At 64.6% G+C, this 21602-nt stretch carries 20 protein-coding genes; 14 read left to right on the forward strand and 6 right to left on the reverse strand.

The annotated features are described in order from the left end of the window. A complete protein-coding gene (gene truA, locus AC2FNS_RS09565; protein WP_496711342.1) occupies window positions 1-768 on the reverse strand; it encodes a tRNA pseudouridine(38-40) synthase TruA in 768 nt (255 codons plus the stop codon). A 112-nt stretch (window positions 769-880) separates the two neighbouring features. Between truA and AC2FNS_RS09570 the strand changes: the two genes are divergently transcribed. The 8 genes from AC2FNS_RS09570 (at window position 881) to AC2FNS_RS09605 (ending at window position 11501) form a co-directional block, all read left to right on the forward strand. Further along, window positions 881-2293, forward strand: a complete 1413-nt coding sequence (locus AC2FNS_RS09570) for a YcjX family GTP-binding protein (RefSeq protein ID WP_496797870.1) — start codon at window positions 881-883, stop codon at window positions 2291-2293. Next, on the forward strand, window positions 2290-2733 hold the full coding sequence (locus tag AC2FNS_RS09575) for a GNAT family N-acetyltransferase (protein WP_496711344.1): 444 nt from the start codon (window positions 2290-2292) through the stop codon (window positions 2731-2733). Before AC2FNS_RS09570 ends, AC2FNS_RS09575 begins: the two co-directional genes overlap by 4 nt. Before the next feature lie 3 nt (window positions 2734-2736). Next, the gene (locus tag AC2FNS_RS09580; RefSeq protein WP_170441447.1) at window positions 2737-3726 is read left to right on the forward strand and encodes a YcjF family protein; all 990 of its coding nucleotides are present in this window, start codon (window positions 2737-2739) and stop codon (window positions 3724-3726) included. Window positions 3727-3786: 60 nt separating this feature from the next. Beyond that, the gene (locus AC2FNS_RS09585; protein WP_496711345.1) at window positions 3787-4497 is read left to right on the forward strand and encodes a VIT1/CCC1 transporter family protein; all 711 of its coding nucleotides are present in this window, start codon (window positions 3787-3789) and stop codon (window positions 4495-4497) included. A 107-nt stretch (window positions 4498-4604) separates the two neighbouring features. Then, window positions 4605-7331, forward strand: coding sequence for a DUF2339 domain-containing protein (locus AC2FNS_RS09590; RefSeq protein WP_496803824.1), 2727 nt, complete (start codon window positions 4605-4607; stop codon window positions 7329-7331). Between the two features lie 166 nt (window positions 7332-7497). Then, entirely contained in the window at window positions 7498-10416 is a 2919-nt protein-coding gene (ileS, locus tag AC2FNS_RS09595) for an isoleucine--tRNA ligase (protein WP_496711347.1), read from the forward strand. 85 nt (window positions 10417-10501) lie between these two features. Continuing rightward, a complete protein-coding gene (locus AC2FNS_RS09600) occupies window positions 10502-10957 on the forward strand; it encodes a methylated-DNA--[protein]-cysteine S-methyltransferase (protein ID WP_496711348.1) in 456 nt (151 codons plus the stop codon). Window positions 10958-11033: 76 nt separating this feature from the next. Beyond that, window positions 11034-11501: a hypothetical protein gene (locus AC2FNS_RS09605; RefSeq protein WP_496797698.1), complete on the forward strand. Its 468-nt coding sequence runs from the start codon at window positions 11034-11036 to the stop codon at window positions 11499-11501. 27 nt (window positions 11502-11528) lie between these two features. Here AC2FNS_RS09605 and AC2FNS_RS09610 read toward each other — a convergent pair whose 3' ends face one another. The 4 genes from AC2FNS_RS09610 to fsa all read right to left on the reverse strand — a co-directional run bounded on the left by AC2FNS_RS09610 (window position 11529) and on the right by fsa (window position 14799). After that, a complete protein-coding gene (locus AC2FNS_RS09610; RefSeq protein ID WP_496711350.1) occupies window positions 11529-12224 on the reverse strand; it encodes a CDP-alcohol phosphatidyltransferase family protein in 696 nt (231 codons plus the stop codon). A gap of 91 nt (window positions 12225-12315) precedes the next feature. After that, window positions 12316-13236 carry a tyrosine recombinase XerC gene (locus tag AC2FNS_RS09615; protein WP_496688372.1) on the reverse strand — a complete coding sequence of 307 codons (921 nt, stop codon included), beginning with the start codon at window positions 13234-13236 and terminating at the stop codon, window positions 12316-12318. Further along, entirely contained in the window at window positions 13233-13940 is a 708-nt protein-coding gene (locus tag AC2FNS_RS09620; RefSeq protein WP_496681337.1) for a DUF484 family protein, read from the reverse strand. The genes AC2FNS_RS09615 and AC2FNS_RS09620 overlap by 4 nt, the downstream gene beginning before the upstream one ends. 205 nt (window positions 13941-14145) lie before the next feature. Then, window positions 14146-14799, reverse strand: a complete 654-nt coding sequence (gene fsa / locus AC2FNS_RS09625; RefSeq protein WP_496711352.1) for a fructose-6-phosphate aldolase — start codon at window positions 14797-14799, stop codon at window positions 14146-14148. A gap of 91 nt (window positions 14800-14890) precedes the next feature. Between fsa and AC2FNS_RS09630 the strand changes: the two genes are divergently transcribed. The 4 genes from AC2FNS_RS09630 to AC2FNS_RS09645 all read left to right on the forward strand — a co-directional run bounded on the left by AC2FNS_RS09630 (window position 14891) and on the right by AC2FNS_RS09645 (window position 19795). Continuing rightward, complete coding sequence (locus AC2FNS_RS09630) at window positions 14891-17086, forward strand: primosomal protein N' (protein WP_496797699.1); 2196 nt, start codon at window positions 14891-14893, stop codon at window positions 17084-17086. A 77-nt stretch (window positions 17087-17163) separates the two neighbouring features. After that, window positions 17164-18396, forward strand: coding sequence for an MFS transporter (locus tag AC2FNS_RS09635; RefSeq protein WP_496803825.1), 1233 nt, complete (start codon window positions 17164-17166; stop codon window positions 18394-18396). A 68-nt stretch (window positions 18397-18464) separates the two neighbouring features. Continuing rightward, complete coding sequence (locus AC2FNS_RS09640; protein ID WP_496688378.1) at window positions 18465-19343, forward strand: 50S ribosomal protein L11 methyltransferase; 879 nt, start codon at window positions 18465-18467, stop codon at window positions 19341-19343. 98 nt (window positions 19344-19441) lie between these two features. Next, window positions 19442-19795, forward strand: a complete 354-nt coding sequence (locus AC2FNS_RS09645; protein WP_490362348.1) for a hypothetical protein — start codon at window positions 19442-19444, stop codon at window positions 19793-19795. Between the two features lie 99 nt (window positions 19796-19894). Here the strand turns inward: AC2FNS_RS09645 and AC2FNS_RS09650 are convergent, their stop codons facing one another. Continuing rightward, window positions 19895-20107, reverse strand: a complete 213-nt coding sequence (locus tag AC2FNS_RS09650) for a DUF1127 domain-containing protein (protein WP_496681344.1) — start codon at window positions 20105-20107, stop codon at window positions 19895-19897. A 326-nt stretch (window positions 20108-20433) separates the two neighbouring features. On the opposite strand from AC2FNS_RS09650, the gene ruvC reads away from it, so the two are divergent. Then, on the forward strand, window positions 20434-20931 hold the full coding sequence (ruvC, locus tag AC2FNS_RS09655; protein WP_496681345.1) for a crossover junction endodeoxyribonuclease RuvC: 498 nt from the start codon (window positions 20434-20436) through the stop codon (window positions 20929-20931). Continuing rightward, window positions 20928-21599: a Holliday junction branch migration protein RuvA gene (gene ruvA / locus AC2FNS_RS09660; RefSeq protein WP_496681347.1), complete on the forward strand. Its 672-nt coding sequence runs from the start codon at window positions 20928-20930 to the stop codon at window positions 21597-21599. Before ruvC ends, ruvA begins: the two co-directional genes overlap by 4 nt. The last annotated feature ends 3 nt before the right edge of the window (window positions 21600-21602 follow it).

Below are 21602 nucleotides of genomic sequence, written 5' to 3' on the forward strand. Positions count from 1 at the left end.
TCAGTCGAAAACAGGATCGGGGTAGCCCACCCGCGCCAAGTACAAACCTTGCGGCGGGCAGACCGGCCCGCAGGCCGCGCGGTCGGCGGCCTCGAGCGCATCGCGCACGTCCTGCGGGGTCCAGGCGCCCGCGCCGACCCGTTCAAGCGTGCCGACGAAACTGCGTACCTGGTTGTGCAGGAAGGACCGGGCACGGACATGGAAATGCACTTCGGGGCCGGAAAAGCCCTGAACCTGTTCGACGCGCAGCTCGTCCAGCGTCTTGACCGGGCTGGCCGCCTGGCAGATCGAGGACCGGAAGGTGGTGAAGTCGTGCCGCCCGATCAGCATGTCGGCCCCTTCCTGCATCGCGGCGACATCCAGCGGGTGCCCGATCTGCCAGACCTGGCCCTTGTCATGGGTCGCGGGTGCACGGCGGATCAGGATGCGGAACAGGTATTGCCGCTCGATGGCCGAGAACCGCGCATGCCAGTCATCCGCCACCCGCGCGGCCTTGAGAATCGCCACCGGCAACGGCTTGAGGTGATAGTTCAGCGCCTCGGACAGGCGGAACGGGTCCCAGTCTTTTTCAAGGTCGCAATGGGCCACTTGCCCCAGCGCATGAACGCCCGCATCCGTACGCCCGGCGGCCGCGATCGTGTGCGCACCGGGCTGCAGTTTCGACAAAGCCGCCTCGATGGCGCCCTGGACCGAGGGCAGCTCTTTCTGCCGCTGCCATCCGGCAAACGGCGCACCTCGGTATTCGACTTTCAACGCGTATCTGGGCATGGGCTGCTGGTACCTTGCCGGACGCGCCCGGGCAAGGGCAGGCGGCAAAAGCGCTGGCAACCGGGGCAGCGGCTACCTATCTTGGGACAAACAAGAAATGCGGGGCGGCGGTTTGGTCATCTCATCACTGGCAGACAGTCTTGTGCGCGGCGTCGAATCCGTCGGCGACCGCGTGTCCGAGACGTTTTTCGAACCGGTCGTCCGGCTGGGGGTCACCGGTCTGGCGCGGTCGGGCAAGACGGTGTTCATCACGTCGCTGGTGGCCAACCTTCTGGACAGGGGGCGGATGCCCGGCCTGGTCGCCCAGCAGGAGGGGCGCATCAACGCCGCCTACCTGCAGCCGCAGCCCGACGACACCGTGCCTCGGTTCGACTATGAATCGCACCTGTCGGCTCTGACCGGGCCGCAGCCCCACTGGCCCGACAGCACCCGCGCCGTGTCCGAGCTGCGTCTGTCGTTCAAGGCCCGCCCCGCCGGGCTGCTGGCCGGCCTGCAGGGGCCGCGCACCGTGCATCTGGACATCGTCGACTATCCCGGCGAGTGGCTGCTGGATCTGGCCCTGCTCGAAAAATCCTATGACGACTGGTCGCGCGAAACGTTGGAGCGGATCGCGCAGCGTCCGGCCGCCGCCGATTTCCTGGCCCAGATCAAATCTGTTGACCCGGCCGACCCCCATGATGAACCCACCGCGCAGGCCCTGGCGCGGGGCTTTGCCGACTATCTGACTGCCGCGCGGGATGCGGGTTTCTATGACTGTACGCCGGGCCGGTTTCTGCTGCCGGGTGATCTGGCCGGGTCGCCGGTGCTGACTTTTGCACCGTTGCCGACCGAGGGCGCCTCGCGCCGCCGCAGCTTGCATCGCGAGATGGAGCGCCGGTTCGAGGCCTACAAATCGCAGGTCGTGAAGCCCTTTTTCCGGGATCATTTCGCCCGGATCGACCGGCAGGTGGTGTTGGTGGATGCGCTGGGCGCGATCCACAAGGGGCCGCAGGCGGTCGAGGACATGCGCCGCGCCATGGGTGATATCCTGTCTGCCTTCCGGCCCGGCCGCAATGCGTGGCTCAGCCAGATGCTGCTGGGCAAGCGGGTCGAACGCATCCTGTTCGCTGCCACCAAGGCCGATCACCTGCACCACCTGCAGCACCCGCGCCTGACCGCGATCATGGAGGCTCTGACGCGCGAGGCGCGCGACCGCGCCAGGTTCGCCGGGGCCGAGACCGCTGCCATGTCCATCGCCGCGCTGCGCGTGACGACCGAAGAAATCCGCACCCACAACGGCGTCGAACTGCCCTGCGTGCGCGGTACGTTGGACACCGGCAAGCATGCGGCCTTCTATCCCGGAGAGCTGCCCGAAGACCCCGCCCATCTGCTGGGCCCCGCGCGCAAGGGGGCCGACACTTGGTTGGGCGAGGATTACGGGTTCATGACCTTTGCCCCGGCGCATCTGTCGCTGCGCCCCGGCGACGGCCCGCCGCATATCCGGCTGGACCGCGCTGCGCAGTTCCTGATCGGAGACCGGCTGTGACCGTTACCCTCAGGCCCGCGCGCAGCCTCGATGCCGGGGCGATCGGAGAGATCCTGCACGGCTTTGCACACGAAAACGACTGGATGCCCGAGCTGCATTCCGGGGCCGAAGCCATCGCCTTTTGCGGGCGGATGATCGACAATGGATGGGTCACGGTTGCCGAACAGGGCGGCAAGGTCGCAGGCTTTCTGGCCGTGGACGAGACCGAGGTTCATTGCCTGTACCTAAGCCCCGCCGCGCGAAGTCAGGGGATCGGCGCACAACTGCTGGACAGCGCCAAGGCAGGTCGCCGAGAACTGGCGCTGTATGCCTTTCAGGCCAACACGGGCGCGCGCCGGTTCTACGAACGGCACGGCTTTGTCGAAGTGGCCCGCAGCGACGGGGCCGACAATGATGAACAGCTGCCGGACATTCGGTTCGTCTGGCGACGGAAGGAGTGATGCATGGCCAAGGGTCCGGTTCTGATCGAGCTTGACGAGGATGCCCCGGCCGCCGACGTGACAAAGGCCGCGCCGGTGCCGGACATCGCGCCGCCCCAAGGGCAGGCGATGCAGGCCGCGGCCCGGCTGGCCGCGCGCAAGCCGTCGGTTCTTGGGCGGTGGTTCTGGGGGCTGGCGGTTGCGGTCGTGGGGGCGGCGGTCTCTGTCGCTGCCTGGAATTTTGCTACCTCGTTGATCGCCAGCGTGCCGGTGCTGGGCTGGATCGTGACCGGCCTGATCTGCGCGCTGGTGCTAGTGGCTCTGCTGATCGCCCTGCGCGAACTGGCCGCGCTGGGCCGGCTGTCGCGGGTGGACGGGATGCGCCGCGCCGCCGATGCCGCGCTGGCCGATGCTGATCTGGCGCAGGCCCGGGCCGTGACCCAGCGCCTGATCACGTTCTATCGCGGGCGCGAGGATACGCGCTGGGGCCGCGACCGCCTGGCCGAACGGATCGAGGATCAGTTCGACGCCTCGGGCCTGCTGGGACTGGTCGAGGATGAATTGCTGGCCCCGCTGGACGCCGCCGCCAGCCGCGAAGTCGAGGCCGCCGCGCGCCAGGTCGCGACCGTGACGGCGCTGGTTCCGCTGGCGCTGGCCGATGTTGCGACGGCGCTTCTTGCCTCGCTGCGGATGATCCGCCGGATTGCCGAGATATATGGCGGGCGGGCCGGGTTTCTGGGGGGCTGGCGGTTGACCCGTGCGGTGTTTGTTCACCTGGTGGCCACCGGTGCGGTTGCCGTGGGAGACGATCTGCTTGAACCGGTTCTGGGCGGGTCAGTCCTCAGCAAGCTGTCGCGCCGCTTTGGCGAAGGGCTGGTCAACGGCGCCCTCAGCGCCCGCGTCGGCGTGGCCGCGATGGAGGTCTGCCGTCCGCTGCCCTTCTCGGGCCGGCACAGGCCGTCGACCCGCGGCATGGTCTCGCGCGCGCTGGGCGGGCTGTTTTCCAAGGGTTGATCTGCCGCAAAGCCAACGGGCCGCTACTCAGGGCAAAATCTTCCGGAAGGGAGACCAGCCATGGCGGATCACGGCCACAGCCAACAGGAAATCGCAGAACGGATCGACACCCCACCCGGACGTGGGTTCTTGCGGGACGTTGTCTATGGCGGGATCGACGGATCGGTGACCACGCTGGCCATCGTGGCAGGCGTGGCCGGGGCCGGGCTGTCGCCCTTCGTCATCGTGGCCTTGGGCTTGGCCAACGTGCTGGCCGACGGGTTCTCGATGGCTGCTGGGAATTACTCGGGGACCAAGGCCGAGCTGGACAATATCCGACGGATCCGCGCCATCGAAGAGCGCCACATCCGCCTCTACCCAGACGGCGAGCGCGGCGAGGTGCTGGAAATCCTGTCCCGCAAGGGCCTGTCGGGCCGGGTGCTCGAACAGGCAACCGATGCGATCACTGCCGATCGTGACACGTGGATCAACCTGATGATCGAGGGCGAGTACGGGTTGGGCAGCGTCGATCCGCATCCGCTCAAGGCCGCCGCAGCCACGTTCGCGGCCTTTGTCGTGGCCGGTATGGTTCCGCTCGTGCCGTTCTTGTTGGGTGTCGAGGGCGCGTTTTCAGCCTCGGTCCTGATGACGCTGGGCGTGTTCTTTGCCATCGGCGCGATGAAAAGCCGGTGGTCGCTGGCACCCTGGTGGCGCTCGGGGCTTGAGACGCTGGCGATTGGTGGAGCAGCGGCGGCAATTGCCTATCTCGTCGGGTCTCTGTTCCATCCTTAGATTACTGGCGTCAGACCACAACAGGCTGAAACCATTTGGGATTTCCCGACTGTCTTACCGCGCCTGCACAGGATAGCCTATGATGCAGATTTGCCCGGAGGTGCGGTTTGGAATCTCTGCTTGTTCTTGTTGGCTTGGTCGTTTTGGCGATGCCGGTATCTATTGTCGTCTTGCTGGTCGGCCATGCCCGACTGCGGCGGCGGGTCGAGCAGTTGGAGATCAGGTTGGGTGTCGAGCCGCAGCCCGACATGGCGCGGCCCGCGCAGACGCCGCCCGCGCCAGCAGAAGCGTTGAAGCCAAAACCCCGACCGGCCCCTTGGGGCCCGCCGAAACAGGAAAGCCCACCCACGCCGGATCAACAGCCCGAGCCTGAAAAATCGGCAACTGTTGCCGAGACCGCATCCCCTCCGGCCGCAGTCGTGTTCCGCGCCGAGCGCTTCGACGATCTGGGCGCGTGGCTCCGCGAGAACTGGTTCTATGCCGTATCCGCCCTGTCGCTGGCGCTGGCGGGGATATTTCTGGTGCAATACGGGGTCGAGAACGGGTTGCTGCCGCCCACCGCGCGCGTGTTGGCGGCCTTGGGCTTCGGCTCGCTGCTGATCGTGGCGGGTGAAGTCGTGCGGCGCCGATACGGCGATGACGAGTCGTCGGCCACCGCCTACCTGCCTTCGGTGTTTTCCGGCGCGGGGCTGGTCACGCTGTTCGGCGGTGTGCTGGCGGCGCGCCAGCTCTATGACCTGATCGGCCCCGAGGCGGCTTTGGCGGGCATGATCGCCATCGCCCTTGTCGGGCTGGTTCTGGGCTGGTTCCACGGCCCACTGCTGGCGGCGATCGGGTTGATTGGCGCCTTTGCCGCGCCATTCGTCGTAGGTGGAGAGTCGGCCGACCCTTCCTGGCTGTATGGATATTTCTTTGTGATCACCGGGCTTGGGCTTGGGATCGACACGGTGCAGCGTTGGGCCTGGGTGTCGGTGCTGTCGCTGATAGGAGCCTATTTGGCGGGCCTTTTGCTTGTGGCTGGTTCGCCGATCACAGAACCGGCTTTCCTCATCTACGTGGCCGCCGTTGCCGTGATCGCCATTGCCATTCCCGTGCGCCGGATCTGGCCCGATCATGACGGCGCGATGTTCAGCGAAATCTTTGTCAGAAAAGCCAGTGGTCCGTGGCCCGAATTTCCGACGCGTTTGGCCTTTGGGGCGGTGCTGGCAAGCTCGGCCATTCTGGTGTTGCATTGGGCGGATACGAGCGGTGAGTTCTGGCTGGGTGTGATCCTGCTGGCAGTCCTGACGTTCGCCCTGCTGATCTGGGCCAAAGACGCACCGGCCCTGCAGGACATGACCGCGCTGCCTGCCCTGGGGCTGGGTGGTTTCGCGTTCACGCACGGGTTTGATGGCGGCGCGGTGGCGCGTGGGTTCTGGCAGACCTACTCCGAAACGCCCGAGGCCGATTTTCCGTTGGCCGTGACGTGGCTGGTTGCGCTGGGCGCGGTGATCTCTCTTCTGGCGGCATGGCGGTCGTTCCGGGGTGGGCGGTACCCGCTGGTCTGGGCCGGTGCCGCTGCGCTGTACGCCCCGGCGCTGGCCATCGCGCTTGAGCTTGGCTGGCGCCCGGCCAGCGTTATCGGAGCCTACCCCTGGGCCCTGCATGCGGTCGCGCTTGCGGCGCTGATGGTGGTGCTAGCCGAGCGCTTTGCGCGTGTGGATGTTAAGGCCCGGATGCGTCCGGCTTTGGCCACGCTGTCGGCCCTGTCCTGCCTGGCCTTCGGCTGCGTGATCGTGCTCAGCTCGGCGGCGCTGACCATCGCATTCGTGGTCACGATCATCGCGGCGGCGGCGCTGGACCGGCGGTTTGCCCTGCCGCCGATGAGCTGGTTCATCTGGGCCGGAGTCGTCACCGTCACGTTCCGGCTGATCCTGAACCCGGGCCTGGGCTGGGCGCTGGACGCGCCGGTTGCGGAAATGGCTCTGGTCTATGGAACTGCGGTTGCAGGCTACGTCGCGGCATGGTGGATGCTGCGCCCGTTGGAGCGACCTGTCGCCGAGGTCATGTTGGACAGCGCAGCGTGGGCGACGGGCGGCGTTCTGGTGTCGCTGCTGCTGCTGCGCTGGTTGGAAGGGCTGGGCGAGGGCGGTGCCGACGACAGCCATTGGGGGCTGGGCCTGCTGTCGGCCATTTGGCTGCTGCTGGCATTCGCGCAGGTGCAGCGGTTTGCGCTGGGCGGGCGATTGAACTGGGTGCGGGTCGCATTGGGCGTGTTTTTCGCCGCGCATGGCCTGTTGTGGCTGGTGCTGGCTGCGACAGTGGCCAACCCTGTTTTGCGTTTTGGCGCAGATCCTGTTCTGGGACCTCCGATCGTGAACACGCTTGCCATTGCCTATTTGCTGCCGGCCCTTGTCATCGGTCTGTTCGCGTGGCGAATCCCCACGATGCCGGCCCAGTTGCGGCTGGTCTGCCAGGGGGTGTCCATCGCGCTGGGTGCCTTGTGGCTGGGCCTGACCATCCGGCATTTCTGGCAGGGTGCGGCAGGAATGTATGAAGGCAACGGCGTGTCCCAGCCCGAGCTTTATACCTACACGCTCGCGCTGCTGGTGATCGGCGCGGCGCTGTTCTATCAGTCGTTGGCCCGCGGTTCGAACCTGATGCGCAAGGCCGGGCTGGCGGTGATCGGGCTGGCGGTGGCCAAGGTGTTCCTGATCGACATCTCAGGCTTGGGCGGCCTGATCCGGGTGTTTTCGTTGCTGGCTTTGGGGCTGGCGCTGGCGGGTTTGGCTTGGCTGAACCGCTGGGCCAAGCTGCGCCATTCGCCGCAGGGGCCGGAAGCTCTGGACCAATAGGCACAACCGGCCTATAAGCCCGGCCATGCAAGACGTTTTGGCCATTATCATTCGAATTATTTCCCCGGCGCTCTGAGTTTCCGAGACGCCGGGCAAAGGTGCTTGAGTTCATCGCACCGACCGCTTCGATCCAAACACGCCAAGATCATCCAAGGGACGCCTCTCCATGTGCGCCGACACGACCCAGACACCCGACTATAAAGACACGCTGAACCTGCCCCGAACCGAATTCCCCATGCGCGCCGGCCTGCCCAAGCGCGAGCCCGCATGGCTGGACCGATGGGAGAAGATCGGCGTCTATGACCGACTGCGCGAAAAGCCGGGGCGCAAGCCGTTCATCCTGCATGACGGCCCGCCATATGCCAACGGGCACCTGCATATCGGCCACGCGCTCAACAAGACGATCAAGGACATGATCGTGCGGTCGCATCAGATGATGGGCTTTGACGCGCGCTATGTGCCCGGCTGGGACTGCCACGGCCTGCCGATCGAATGGAAGATCGAGGAACAGTACCGCAAGAAGGGCAAGAACAAGGACGAGGTTCCGGTCATCGACTTCCGCCAGGAATGCCGCAAGTTCGCCGAAGGCTGGATCGATATACAGCGCGAAGAGTTCAAGCGCCTGGGCATCACCGGCAACTGGGCCGATCCCTACGTCACCATGGACTATCACGCCGAGGCGGTGATCGCGGACGAGTTCATGAAGTTCCTGATGAACGGTACGCTGTATCAAGGCTCGAAACCGGTGATGTGGTCGCCGATCGAGAAGACCGCTCTGGCCGAGGCCGAGGTCGAGTATCACGACAAGGAAAGCTTCACCATCTGGGTGAAGTTCAAGGTGGTGAACACCGGCGACACCACGCTGGACAACGCCTATGTTGTGATCTGGACCACGACGCCCTGGACCATGCCGTCGAACAAGGCCGTGGTCTATGGCAAGGACATCTCGTACGGGCTGTACGAAGTGACCGGCCGCCCCGAGGAATGCTGGGCTCGGATCGGTGACCGGTACCTGCTGGCCGACAACTTGGCCGCCGACGTGTTCGCGCGCGCGCGACTGGACGACACCATGTACCGCCGCCTGTGTGACGTCACGCAGGACGATCTGGCCAAGATCCAGCTGCAGCACCCGCTGGCAGGGGCCGAAGGGTCTAACGGCGAATGGGACGACATCCGCGATTTCCGCGCGGCCGATTTCGTGACCGATACGGAAGGCACCGGCTTCGTCCATTGCGCGCCCTCGCACGGGATGGAGGAATTCGAGCTGTACCGCGATCTGGGCATGCTCGAGCAGGTCATCACCTACAACGTGATGGACGATGGCAGCTTCCGCGCTGACATGCCGTTCTTTGGCGGCAAGTACATCCTGTCGCGCAAGGGCGGCGAGGGCGACGCGAACAAGGCCGTGATCGACAAGCTGGCCGAGGTCGGCGGGCTGCTGGCGCGTGGCAAGATCAAGCACAGCTATCCGCATTCGTGGCGGTCCAAGGCGCCGATCATCTATCGCAACACACCGCAATGGTTCGTGTCCGTCGACCGCAAGCTGGACGACGGCATGAACCAGATGGGCGACACCATCCGCGAACGCGCCCTGCGCTCGATCGACGAACTGGTGAAATGGACGCCGCCGTCGGGCCGCAACCGCCTGTATTCGATGATCGAGGCACGCCCCGACTGGGTTCTGTCGCGCCAGCGTGCCTGGGGCGTGCCGCTCACGTGTTTCACCAAGAAAGGCGCTCTGCCCACCGACCCGGATTATCTGCTGCGCAACGCGGAAGTGAATGCCCGCATCAAGGCCGCGTTCGAAGAACACGGTGCCGATGTCTGGTACACCGACGGGTTCAAACAGCAGGTGCTGGACGGCATCGTCAACCCTGACGATTATGACCAAGTGTTCGACGTTCTGGACGTGTGGTTCGACTCGGGCTCGACCCACGCATTCGTTCTGCGCGATCGCGAGGATGGTGCGCCCGAGGGCATCGCCGATGTCTACATGGAGGGCACCGACCAGCACCGCGGATGGTTCCACTCTTCGATGTTGCAGGCCTGTGGCACGATCGGCCGCGCGCCCTACCGCAACGTGGTCACGCACGGGTTCACGCTGGACGAGAAGGGCAACAAGATGTCCAAATCGCTCGGCAATACCATCGTGCCGGAGGAGGTCATCAAGCAATATGGTGCCGACATCCTGCGCCTGTGGGTGGCCCAGACCGACTATACCGCCGATCAGCGGATTGGGCCGGAAATCTTGAAAGGGGTCGCCGACAGCTATCGCCGTCTGCGCAACACGATGCGTTTTATGCTGGGTTCGCTGGCCGATTTCACCGAGGCCGACCGGATCGACCCGGCCGAGATGCCGCGTCTGGAACGTTGGGTGCTCAGCCGCCTCGCCGAATTGGACGAGCAGGTCCGCAAGGGCTATGCCGCGTTCGACTTCCAGGGCGTGTTCAGCGCGGTGTTCAACTTTGCCACGGTCGACCTGTCGGCCTTCTATTTCGACGTGCGCAAGGATGCGCTGTATTGCGATGGGGACACCCCGCGCCGCAGGGCCGCGCGCACGGTGCTGGATATCCTGTTCCACCGTCTGACCACCTGGCTGGCACCGATCCTGCCGTTTACGATGGAAGAGGTCTGGCTGGAGCGGTTCCCGGGCGAGGACAGCTCGGTGCATCTGGTCGACTTCCCCGACACGCCTGCCGATTGGCGCGACCCCGCGCTTGAGGAGAACATGGCCAAGATCCGCCGTGTACGTCGTGCGGTGACCGCCGCGCTGGAAGTGCAGCGCCGCGACAAGGTCATCGGCTCCAGCCTCGAAGCCGCGCCGGTCGTGCATGTCGAGGATGCCGAAACCCGTGACCTGCTGGCCACTTTCGACGTGGATGACCTGTGCATCACCTCGGGCCTGACTGTCACCGCCGACCCGGCCCCGGCCGAGGCCTTCCGCCTGCCCGAGGTCGAAGGCGTCGGCGTCGTGTTCGAAAAGGCCGAAGGGGCCAAGTGCCAGCGTTGCTGGAAGATCCTGCCGGATGTGGGGCGCCACGCGCATCCCGGTGTCTGCGGTCGCTGCGACACCGCCCTGAGCTGAACGTAAACCCCGAAAGCCCCCCGCCATAGCGCGGGGGCTTTTTTTGCGACTTGCGGGCGGCGTGCTGATCTGAAACCCTGCAGCCATGCCGATGATTGCGGTTCAAACCCAGTTCGGATGCCTCGGGATCGAGGAAGAAGGCGGCGCCATCACTCGGCTGGTCTGGGGCGGCCAAACGGAGGGCGATACGACTCCGCTGCTTGCCGAAGCCGCCTCGCAGGTGATGGCCTACGCCGAAGGCAGCCTGCGCCGCTTCGACCTGCCGCTGCGGGTCAACGGGTCAAAGTTTCAGCGTGCGGTCTGTGCGGAGATGTCGGCAATTCCCTTCGGTGACACCCGCACCTATGGCGACATTGCGCGCGAACTGGGGCACCCCGCACAGGCCGTGGGACAAGCCTGCGGAGCCAATCCGATTCCGGTGATCATTCCCTGCCACCGGGTGTTGGCTGCGAACGGGCTGGGCGGGTTTTCCGGCCAGGGCGGAATCGAGAGCAAGGTGGCCTTGTTGCGCCACGAAGGCGCCGCGAGCCTGCTGATCTGATCACCGGAATCCAGTTGCAATCCCCCGCAAAGCGTCCCAACCTGAGATGGAATTCGACAGCGAAGGACCGCATTGCATGACCGCTCAGACAGACCCGGCTGCCCGCAAGAAAGCCATCATCGACCGCCTGATGGCCCTGGAAGCCCAGGAGCTTGAAGTCGCGCAGGCCCATCACGAGGCCTTTTTGAAAGAGTCTCAGCTGGACGATCGCGAGGTGCATGACAAGGACGACATCGCCGCCTCGCGCGAGAGCGCCGATCTGGCGGCGGCTTTCGACGGGCCGGTGCATGCACATCATGCCAAGATCGACGTGATCGAAAACACCGATTTCGGTCCGAAACAGACGGTCGAGCCGGGCGCGGTGGTCAAGCTGAATGACCGGCATTTCGTCGTCTGCGTCTCGACCACGCGATTCGACGTTGACGGGGACACCTATATGGGGATTTCATCCCAAAGCCCGATTTACCTGGCGATGGCCGGTTTGCAGAAGGGCGACGTGTTCTCCCACAACGGAACCGAATTCGAGATCCAGGAAATCCTGTGAGCTTCGGCCTCGCCCTGCGCGGCGGGGTCATCCGGTCCTTTGCGGGATCAGTTGCTGGGCAATACCAGCAAACACCAGATACAGGCTGGTTACGACAAGGCCCCAATGCGCCCAGCTTTGCGGGTGGAAATCGACCCAGGCGGCCCATCCGGCGAAAAACGTCCAGGCGAAGGCCATGGGCAGGGAAAGGTTGCGCCAGCGTTCCGTACGCACGGGGTGGATGAATTTCAGCGGCAGGAACATAGCCACGGCCAGCAGCGCCACAAGGATCAGGCTGAACCAGAAATCGGGTTTCAGCGCGAAGATCACCACCACGACCATGTTCCAGCAACCCGGGAAGCCGGAAAAGGAATTGTCCTTGGTTTTCATCCGCGTGTCGGCGAAATACATCGCGCTAGCGAAGGTGATGACGATAATTGCGAACCAGCCGGTCCAACCGTCCATCAGGCCGGATTTGAACAACGCATAGGCCGGAATGAACACGTAGGTCAGATAATCGATGATCAGGTCCAGCAGCACCCCGTCGAACTCGGGCGCGTTTTTCTTGACGTGGTAGTGCCGCGCCAGAGGACCGTCGATTCCGTCGACAATGAAAGACACCACCAGCCAAAGGAACATCAGGCTCCATTTTTCCTCGACCGCTGCCAGCATGGCCAGCATGGCAATAACGGCACCAGTCGCGGTGAACAGATGAACGGCTAAGGCTTTGAATCTGAGTGTCATGGCCCGTGTCATGTACGATGCGCGCCCGAGATGCAAAGCAAAATCCCGCCCCTAAGGGTCTATGCAGGCGGTCGCGGCGATTCCGTTGCGTTCAGGCCTTGGGGTGGGTGCGGTTGTAGACCTCCATCAGCCGCGCGGTATCGACGGCGGTATAAGCCTGCGTGGTGGACAGAGACGCGTGTCCCAGCAGTTCCTGAATGGCTCGGAGGTCGCCACCGGCCGACAGAAGGTGCGTGGCAAAGCTGTGGCGCATGGCATGGGGCGTGGCCGTTGCCGGCAGGCCCAACTGCATGCGTGCCTTTGCCATGACGCCTTGGATCGCCCGTGGGTTCAGCGCCTTGCCACGCACACCGCGGAACAGTGGGGCGGTTGCACTTTGCGGGTGCGGGCACAACTCCAGGTACCGGTCCACCGCCTGCCGTGCGGCGGGAATGACCGGAACGATTCGCTCCTTGTCGCCCTTGCCGACGATTCTGAGCGTCTCGGGCAGGGGCGCGTCGGCGCCGGTCAGCGAGAGCGCCTCGGAAATGCGTAGTCCGCAGCCATAGAGCAGGGTCACCACGGCCACGTCGCGGGCGGCGACCCAATCCGAACTGGATTGCAACTCGACCGCCTCGATCACGGCGCGGGCGGCGTCTTCGGCTAGGGGGCGCGGCAGCTTTTTGGTGAATTTCGGCGCGCGGGTGGACAGGACGGCGGTGGGCTCAAACCCCTCGCGCTCGGCCAGCCAGCGGTAGAAGCTTTTGACGGCCGACAGCTTGCGCGCAAGGGACCGGGCGCCGACGCCGGTGTCGCGCTGTTGCGCCATCCAGGCCCGCATGTCCGAAACGCTGATCCGTTCCAGCGCGGCCAACCCCTGACGTTCGCTGTGATGCAGGGTCATGAAGGCCAGGAAATCGGTGACATCCCGACGATAGGCGTTGGTGGTGTTTTCCGACCGGCCCGCAAGCGCCGAGAGACTCTCCAGCCACACTTGTAGCGCATCGCGGCAGGCCGGAGAGATCAGGCTCATGACAGCCAGTGGCGCATCGACCGTTCGAACACGCCGGCGAAAAACGCCAGCAGATCGGTGCCCAACTGCGGAGAGAAATGCCGCGGGTCGCGCGCGCCCATCACGATCATGCCCGGCAGGCGGCCCGTACCCAGGTCCAGCAGCATGCAGGCTTCGGATTGAAGTTCGCCGGCCTGATCACCGTGCACCAATCGGTTGGGTTGGTGAATCTCGCGCAGCACGACGTCGCGGGCCGGGCCGCCGCGGTCGTGGCTCAGGTAGCGGTCGATGAAGCCGGGTTCGGCCACCGTTAGAATGCCGTCCAGCCTGGCGATTCCCGGATCGTGTTGCGCGGCCGTAGTTTCCAGAACAAGAGTGATCCGGTCGACCCGCAGGATGTCGGCGACGTCGGTGCCCAGTGTGCGCAGGAAATCCTCGAACTCCGCCGGTTCGAGAAGACGCAGGATGGCGCGGTGCACCTGGTTGGTGCCGGCCAGGTTCTCGTAGGCGGCGGCGATGACCGAGCGGTGCGTGTCCTCCAGACGATCCAGCCGCGCCTCGAGCCGCTGCATGGCGATTCCGCGCAGGTCGATGATGTTGTCTCCGCGGGCGCGTTCGTTCGCGGCGACCAGCGCCTGCATCAGGTCCTTGTCGTCCAGCACCGCATCCGGTTTTGCCAGAATCGCTGCGCGGAGGTTGTCCTCGAGTTTGGGGTTGCTGCTCATATCCTGTCCGGTCTTTTTTTGTTGGGTGCGTTATAGCACGGGTGCCCGGAAATACCTTGGGAAAAATGCACGTTTAGGTGGATTAGGTGCCGAGTGTGGGGACTTGGCTCCCGCCTGCACGGGCCTGATCGCTGATCAGGCCCGTGCAGGTGGGCCAGGCGCGGCCCCTGGCGGGGGCCGCGCGGTGGTGCTTGGGATTAGCGGGTTACAGGATTTTCTGGCCGGTCTTGGCCCAATCCGACAGGAAGGCCTCGAGCCCCTTGTCGGTCAGCGGGTGGTCAGCCAGCTTCTTGATCACGGCGGGCGGGGCGGTGATCACGTCGGCGCCGATGCGGGCGCTGTCGGCCACATGGTTCACGCTGCGGATCGAGGCGGCTAGGATTTCGGTTTCGAACCCGTAATTGTCATAGACCTGACGGATGTCGGCGATCAGGTCCATGCCGTCGAGGTTGATGTCGTCCAGACGTCCGATGAAGGGCGAAATGAAGGTCGCGCCCGCCTTGGCCGCCAGAATCGCTTGGTTGACCGAGAAGCACAGGGTGACGTTAACCATCTGGCCCTCGTCGCTGAGCGTCTTGCAGGTTTTCAAACCGGCCCAGGTCAGCGGCACCTTGACGGCGATGTTTGGTGCGATCTGCGCCAGCTTGCGGCCTTCGGCGATCATGTCATCGGCCTCGGTGGCGACGACTTCGGCGGAAACCGGGCCATCGACCAGGTCGCAGATTTCCTTGGTCACTTCCAGAATGTCGCGACCCGATTTCAGGATCAGCGAGGGGTTGGTGGTGACACCGTCCACCATGCCCAGGTCGTTCAACTCGGCGATGGCGTCGATTTCGGCTGTGTCTACGAAGAATTTCATCGGGGCAGTCCTTTGATGGGTTGGCCTTGCTCGCGGATGCCTTTACCTCAAAGAGACCCGTGCTGAAACCCCTGCTGAAGAAAGGCGCGCATTGAGCGACCCGGTGCAATTCGACCAAGGTGAGCTGGTGGCGGTTCTGACGACCCAGCCTCTGGACCGGACGTTGGATTACAAGGCGCCCGAGGGGGGGTGTTTCCTGGGCGCCTTCGTCGAGGTGCCGCTGGGTCCGCGCAAGGTGTTGGGCGTGGTCTGGGGGGCCGGGCGCGGTGATTTCGATCGCAGCAAGATCCGCTCGGTCATCCGGGTGCTGGACGTGGCGCCCATGCGCCAAGAGATGCGCCTGTTCCTGCAGCGTGCGGCAGACTACACGCTGACGCCGATGCCGGCCATGCTGCGGCTGGCCACCCGCGCGCCCGGGCTGGGCGACCCGCTGTCGATGCGCAAGGTCTATCGGCTGGGCAGCGGCACACCCGACCGCATGACCGACGCCCGCGCCCGGGTGTTGGAGGTGCTGCGTGATTATGGCGGGCTGGCCTTTACTCTGAAAGAACTGGCCGAGATGGCCGGGGTCACTTCGTCGGTCGTCAAAGGGTTGGTCAAGCAGGGCGCCGTGCGTGAGGAGGACAGCCCCCGCGACCTGCCTTATCCGACGCTGGATCCGGACCGGCCCGGCAAGGCTCTGACCCCCGATCAGACCGCTGCCGCCGACACGTTGCGGGCGGCACTGCGCAGCGGAACTTATGGCACCACGCTGCTGAAGGGCGTGACCGGGTCGGGCAAGACCGAGGTCTACCTTGAAGCGGTGGCCGAAGCGCTGCGCATGGGCCGGCAGGCGCTGGTGCTGCTGCCAGAAATCGCGCTGACCGCCGAGTTTCTGACGCGGGTCGAGGAGCGGTTCGGTGCGCGCCCGGCCGAATGGCATTCCGGTGCCACGATGACTGAACGCCGCCGTGTCTGGCGCATGGTCGGGCAGGGCGATGCGCAGATGGTGGTGGGCGCGCGGTCGGCGCTGTTTCTGCCGTTCCGCGATCTGGGCCTGATCGTGGTGGATGAGGAACACGACACCTCTTACAAGCAGGAAGACGGGGTGCATTACAATGCGCGCGACATGGCGGTTCTGCGGGCGGCGATCTGCGGGTCGCGCGTGATCTTGGCCAGCGCGACACCGTCGCTGGAAAGCTGGGCCAATGCCGAGGCCGGCAAGTATGACCGACTGGACCTGACCTCGCGCTTTGGGGCGGCGGTGCTGCCGGACATGAAGACCATCGACATGCGCGCCGAGAAGATGCAGCCGGGCACCTGGATTTCCCCCAGCCTGCGCCAGGCGGTGCAGGCGCGCATCGAGAAGGGCGAACAGTCGCTGCTGTTCATAAACCGCCGGGGATATGCGCCGGTGACGCTGTGCCGGGCCTGCGGCGAACAGATCGCCTGCGACCACTGCGATGCGCGCATGGTCGAACACCGTTTCCTCAAACGTCTGATGTGCCACCAGTGCGGTGAGACCAAGCCCATGCCCGAGGCCTGCCCCGCCTGCGGGGTCGAGGGCAAGCTGGCCCCGGTCGGCCCCGGCATCGAACGTCTGGCCGAAGAGGCCGAGGCGACCTTTCCCGACGCCCGCATCGCCATGCTCAGTTCCGACCTGTTCGGCTCGGCCCGGGCGCTGAAGTCCAAGATCGAAGAGATCGCCGAGGGTGACGCAGATATCGTCATCGGCACGCAACTGGTGGCCAAGGGGCACAATTTCCCGAACCTGACGCTGGTCGGGGTGATCGACTCGGATCTGGGCCTGCACGGGTCCGACCTGCGCGCGGCCGAGCGGACCTTTCAACTGATGCGGCAGGTGGCGGGCCGGGCCGGGCGGGCCGACAAGCCGGGGACGGCGCTGCTGCAGACTTTTCAGCCCGAACACCCGGTGATCCGCGCGATTCTGTCGGGGGACGAGGAAGGGTTCTGGCGGGCCGAGGCCGCCGGGCGTCAGGCGGCCGGGGTGCCGCCCTATGGCCGGATGGCGGGAATCGTGCTGTCCGGCCCCGAGGTTGGGCCCGTCTTTGACATCGGCAACGCATTGGCGCGCAATGACGCGCCGCTGCGGCAGATCGGGGCACAGGTATTTGGGCCGGCCCCGGCGCCGATTGCCCGCATCCGTGGGCGGCACCGGGTAAGGCTGCTGGTCAAGGCGCCAAAGGGGGCGCCGATCCAGGACGCCATCGCCCGCTGGATCGCACCGCTGCGCCTGAAGGGCGACATCCGCCTGACCGTCGATATCGACCCGCAGAGCTTCTACTGACCCTGCATGAGCGCAGACCCGATGTGCACGGGGGATTTCCTCTCGCCAGCCGGGCGGATTGGGCGTAGAGAACTCTCATGCTGAAACCGATGCCCCTGTCCCAGGCCCAGAGCCTGCCGTTCTGGCGCCGCCCCGTCACGTTGCTGTTCGTGATGGCGCTGACCATGCCGATCGCCTTCAACGCATGGAGCGCACTGCTGAACAACTTCGTGATCGAAGTCGCGGATTTCGACGGGGCAGACATCGGCCTGCTGCACACGGTGCGCGAAATTCCGGGCTTTCTGGCCGTTGGCGTGATCGCGGTGATCCTTTTCGTGCGCGAACAGGTGCTGGCCATGATTTCGCTGATGCTGCTGGGCGTGGCCACGGCGGTGACGGCCTGGTTTCCCAGCCTCGGCGGGCTGCTGTTTGTGACCCTGTTCAGCTCGATCGGGTTTCACTACTACGAAACGGTGAACCAGTCGCTTCAGCTGCAATGGCTGCCCAAGGACCGCGCCCCGCAGGTGCTGGGGTGGCTGGTGGCGATGGGATCGGCCGCGACGCTTGTGGTCTATGGGCTGATCGTGCTGACCTGGGATCGGTTCGATCTGTCCTACAACACGGTCTTTATGGCGGCTGGTGGTTTGACCGCGGTGCTGGCGCTGTTCTGCCTGATCGCCTATCCGCAATTCGATGCGCCGACACCGCAGACCAAGAAAATCGTGCTGCGCCGCCGCTACTGGCTGTATTATGCGCTGCAGTTCATGGCGGGCGCGCGGCGGCAGATCTTCGTCGTGTTCGCGGGGTTCATGATGGTCGAACGCTTTGGCTTCGAAGTGCATCACCTGACCAGCCTATACCTCATCAACCTGATCATCAACATGGCCGCCGCCCCTCTGCTGGGCAAGGCCGTTGCGGTGTTTGGCGAGCGGCGCACGCTGATCTTCGAATATCTGGGCCTTGCCATCGTGTTTGCGGCCTATGGCGGCATCTACTGGTTTGGATGGGGCGTGCTGCTGGCGGCCATTCTCTACGTCATCGACCACGTGCTGTTCGCGCTGGCTTTGGCGCTCAAGACCTATTTCCAAAAAATCGCCGATCCGGCCGATATTGCACCCACCGCGGCGGTGGCCTTTACCATCAACCACATCGCGGCGGTGTTTCTGCCGGCGCTGCTGGGGCTGTTGTGGATCGTGTCGCCGGGGGCGGTGTTCGGCCTGGCGGCGGGCATGGCGCTGATCTCTCTGGCGCTGTCGCTGCTGATCCCGCGCCATCCCGAGCCGGGGAACGAGACCGTCTTTTCGAAATACGCCCCCGCACCGGCCGAATGACACCCGGGACGCTTGACCTCGACGGCTGACGGCCCTAGGCGCAAAGGCGGTTTCTGCAGGAGGTTCCCATGCCTACATTCACCGCCTTGACTACCCTGAAAGGCAAAGCCGCGGCCGAAAGCCTCGGCGAAGCGATGGAGCGTCTGGATCCCGAACCCACCGGCGTGGGCGTTTTTGAGGTCGAGGACGGCTCGGGCCTCTGGGAGGTCGGCGGCTATTTCACCGAAACCCCGGACGAGGCTGCACTGGCCCTGCTGGCGGCGGCCTTCGAAGCCAAGCCGTTCGTGGTGTCGGAACTGCCGGAAACCGACTGGGTCGCCCATGTCCGGCGCGAGCTGGCCCCGGTCGAGGCCGGGCGGTTTTTCGTCTATGGCAGCCACGATGCCGACAAGCTGCCCGAGGGACGCATCCCGCTGCTGATCGAGGCGGCGATGGCCTTCGGCACCGGGCACCACGGAACGACGCTGGGATGTCTGAAGGCGCTGGACAAGCTGATTGAGAATGGGTTCGAGGCCAGCAAGGTCGCCGATATCGGCTGCGGTACGGCGGTTTTGGCGATGGCGGCGGCGCGGGTCTGGTCGGGCGAGATTCTGGCCAGCGACATCGACGAGGTTGCCGTAGAAGTGGCCGAGGCCAACTTGAAGGCCAACGGCATGGCCGGGGCCGTCCGTTGTGTCGAGGCCGCCGGATTTGACCATCCCGACCTCCAAGCGGCGGCGCCTTACGATCTGATTTTTGCCAACATTCTGAAGGGTCCGCTGGTAGCCCTTGCGCCGGAAATCGCGCAGAATCTGCGCGGAGGCGGACATGCGATCCTGTCGGGAATCCTCAACGAGCAGGCCGACGAAGTGGAATCGGTTTATACACGAAACGGGTTCAATACGATGGATCGATCAATGATTGGTGAATGGACGACGCTAGTCTTAACCAAACAGGGCGCAAATTAGACCATTTGCAGGAGTTTTGTGGATTTTTGCCACGGTTTTGACGCATTCTCCTTCTACCGTCATCCAATGAATTTGGGGGGCGGTTTTTGGAGGCTGCCATGACAGGAAAACAACTTGAATTCGATCAGCGCGTTCATCGGCTGACAAAGAAACACAACAAGATGAGCCGCGGCTATCGCGCGACCATGCGCAAAGATGGTTTGGTCGTCATGAAACCCCAACGGGTGCGCTCGGCTGTTCCGCTGAAGGTTCTTGTTATGTGTCTGGTCGGGGTGTTTGCATTCAAGGCTTTCCTGTTGTCCAGCCTGGGACCGTCCGGGTACCAAACCCGGCTCGACGTGCTGAACGGCGGGACAGCGATCGAACAGGCCGGTGCATGGGTCATGCAGATCGATCCGGTGACACAATTCATGTCCGATCAATTCAAGGCGATCATCTACAAGCTGTCTTGAACGCAAACACCGCGCACCTTCCGGTCCGCGGTGTCCGTTTTTTGCCCCCGCCTCCGAACCGATGGCTGGAGTGAGCAAGTGAGTGGTGGTGGCTGTCGTTCAGCGGCGGCCTTCGGCGACTGCGTCGATGTCGCCCCGGCACAGGCCGATGTCTTCCAATTCACGATCGCTCAGGCCGTTCAGCGCCTTGCGGGTGATGCGGGCATCATTCCATTCGATGACGGCGTTCACGATCGAGGCCAGAAAAGCGCCGATACGGCCTGCAAAGCCGATCGAGCCAATTGCGGCGCGGGTGGGTTCCAGTGCAGCCATATCCTGCTTCCTTCTGGTTGGTGCTTCATTCCAAATGCTGCGCGGCAGCTAATGACGAAGGTGCGCCCGAGCAAGGCACAAAATTGCATGTGTCCCATGCAGATTTTGCAAGGGTCCCGATACCTGAAAAAGCCATGAAAAAAGGTGAAAAATGACCCCCGAGCCATGTCGATTTCAGACCTTTCGGCGTCGGATTCAGGCCGCCGTGTCGCAGGTGGAGCATAGGTGTCGTTTTTGGGTGTGGTGTCAATTCGCTTGGAAAATGTTCACGCTTCGTGCTAATCGATGAAAAAGATCACGAAAACCCGAGCAGGCCGAGGCACAACATGCGAATTCTGGGCATCGATCCGGGGCTGCGCACCCTGGGATGGGGCGTCATCGAATCACATGGCAGCCGGCTGAGCCACGTTGCCAACGGCCTGTGCAAATCCGACGGGGATGATCTGGGCGAGCGGCTTTTGTCGCTGCACAACCAGATCGTCGAGGTGATCGCCGAGCATCAACCCGACCAGGCAGCGATCGAACAGACCTTCGTCAACAAGGACGGCGCCGGGACGCTGAAGCTGGGTCAGGCGCGCGGAGTGGCGTTGCTGACCTTGGCGCAGGCCGGGTTGCCGGTGGGCGAATATGCGCCCAACCGGGTCAAGAAAACCGTGGTGGGTGTAGGGCACGCCGAGAAGGAGCAGATTCTGCACATGGTCAAACTTCAGCTGCCGGGATGCCAGCCCAAGGGGGCCGATGCGGCGGACGCGCTGGCGATCGCGATCTGCCATGCGTTCTACGGGGCGACGCCGCAGGCCCGCATCAAACAGGTGGTCTCATGATCGGCAAGCTGACAGGACGCATCGACTACCGCGCGGCGGATCACCTTCTGATCGACGTGCGCGGGGTCGGCTACATCGTCTATTGCTCGGACCGCACCATGGCGGCCCTGCCCGGGGTGGGCGAGGCGGTCTCGCTGTACACCGATCTGGTGGTGCGCGAGGACCTGATGCAGCTTTACGGCTTTCTGTCACTGGTCGAGAAAGAATGGCACCGGCTGCTCTGCTCGGTTCAGGGAGTGGGGGCCAAGGTGTCGCTGGCCATTCTGGGGGCGCTGGGGCCGGACGGGGTCAGCCGGGCCATCGCGCTAGGCGATTGGGGCGCGGTAAAGGCGGCCAAGGGTGTCGGGCCTAAGACCGCGCAGCGCATCGTGCTGGACCTGAAAGACAAGGCGCCCGGCGTCATGGCGATGGGCGGCACGGTGACCGAGGCAATGGACGGCCCCGTGGCCGAGGTGGTTGAACCCGCAGACCCGGCGCCGGCCCCCGTGCGGTCCCCGAAACCCGGCGCGGGCGCGGCGTCGGCGGGTGCTTTGTCGGCGCTGTCGAACCTGGGGTATGGCCCGTCCGAGGCCGCCTCTGCCGTGGCTGAGGCCGCCGCCAACCTGCCCGATGCCGGCGAGGCCGAATTGATCCGCGCGGCGTTGAAACTGCTGGCTCCGAAAGGCTGAATG

The sequence above is a fragment of the Ruegeria sp. BHSA191 genome, from assembly GCF_059613325.1.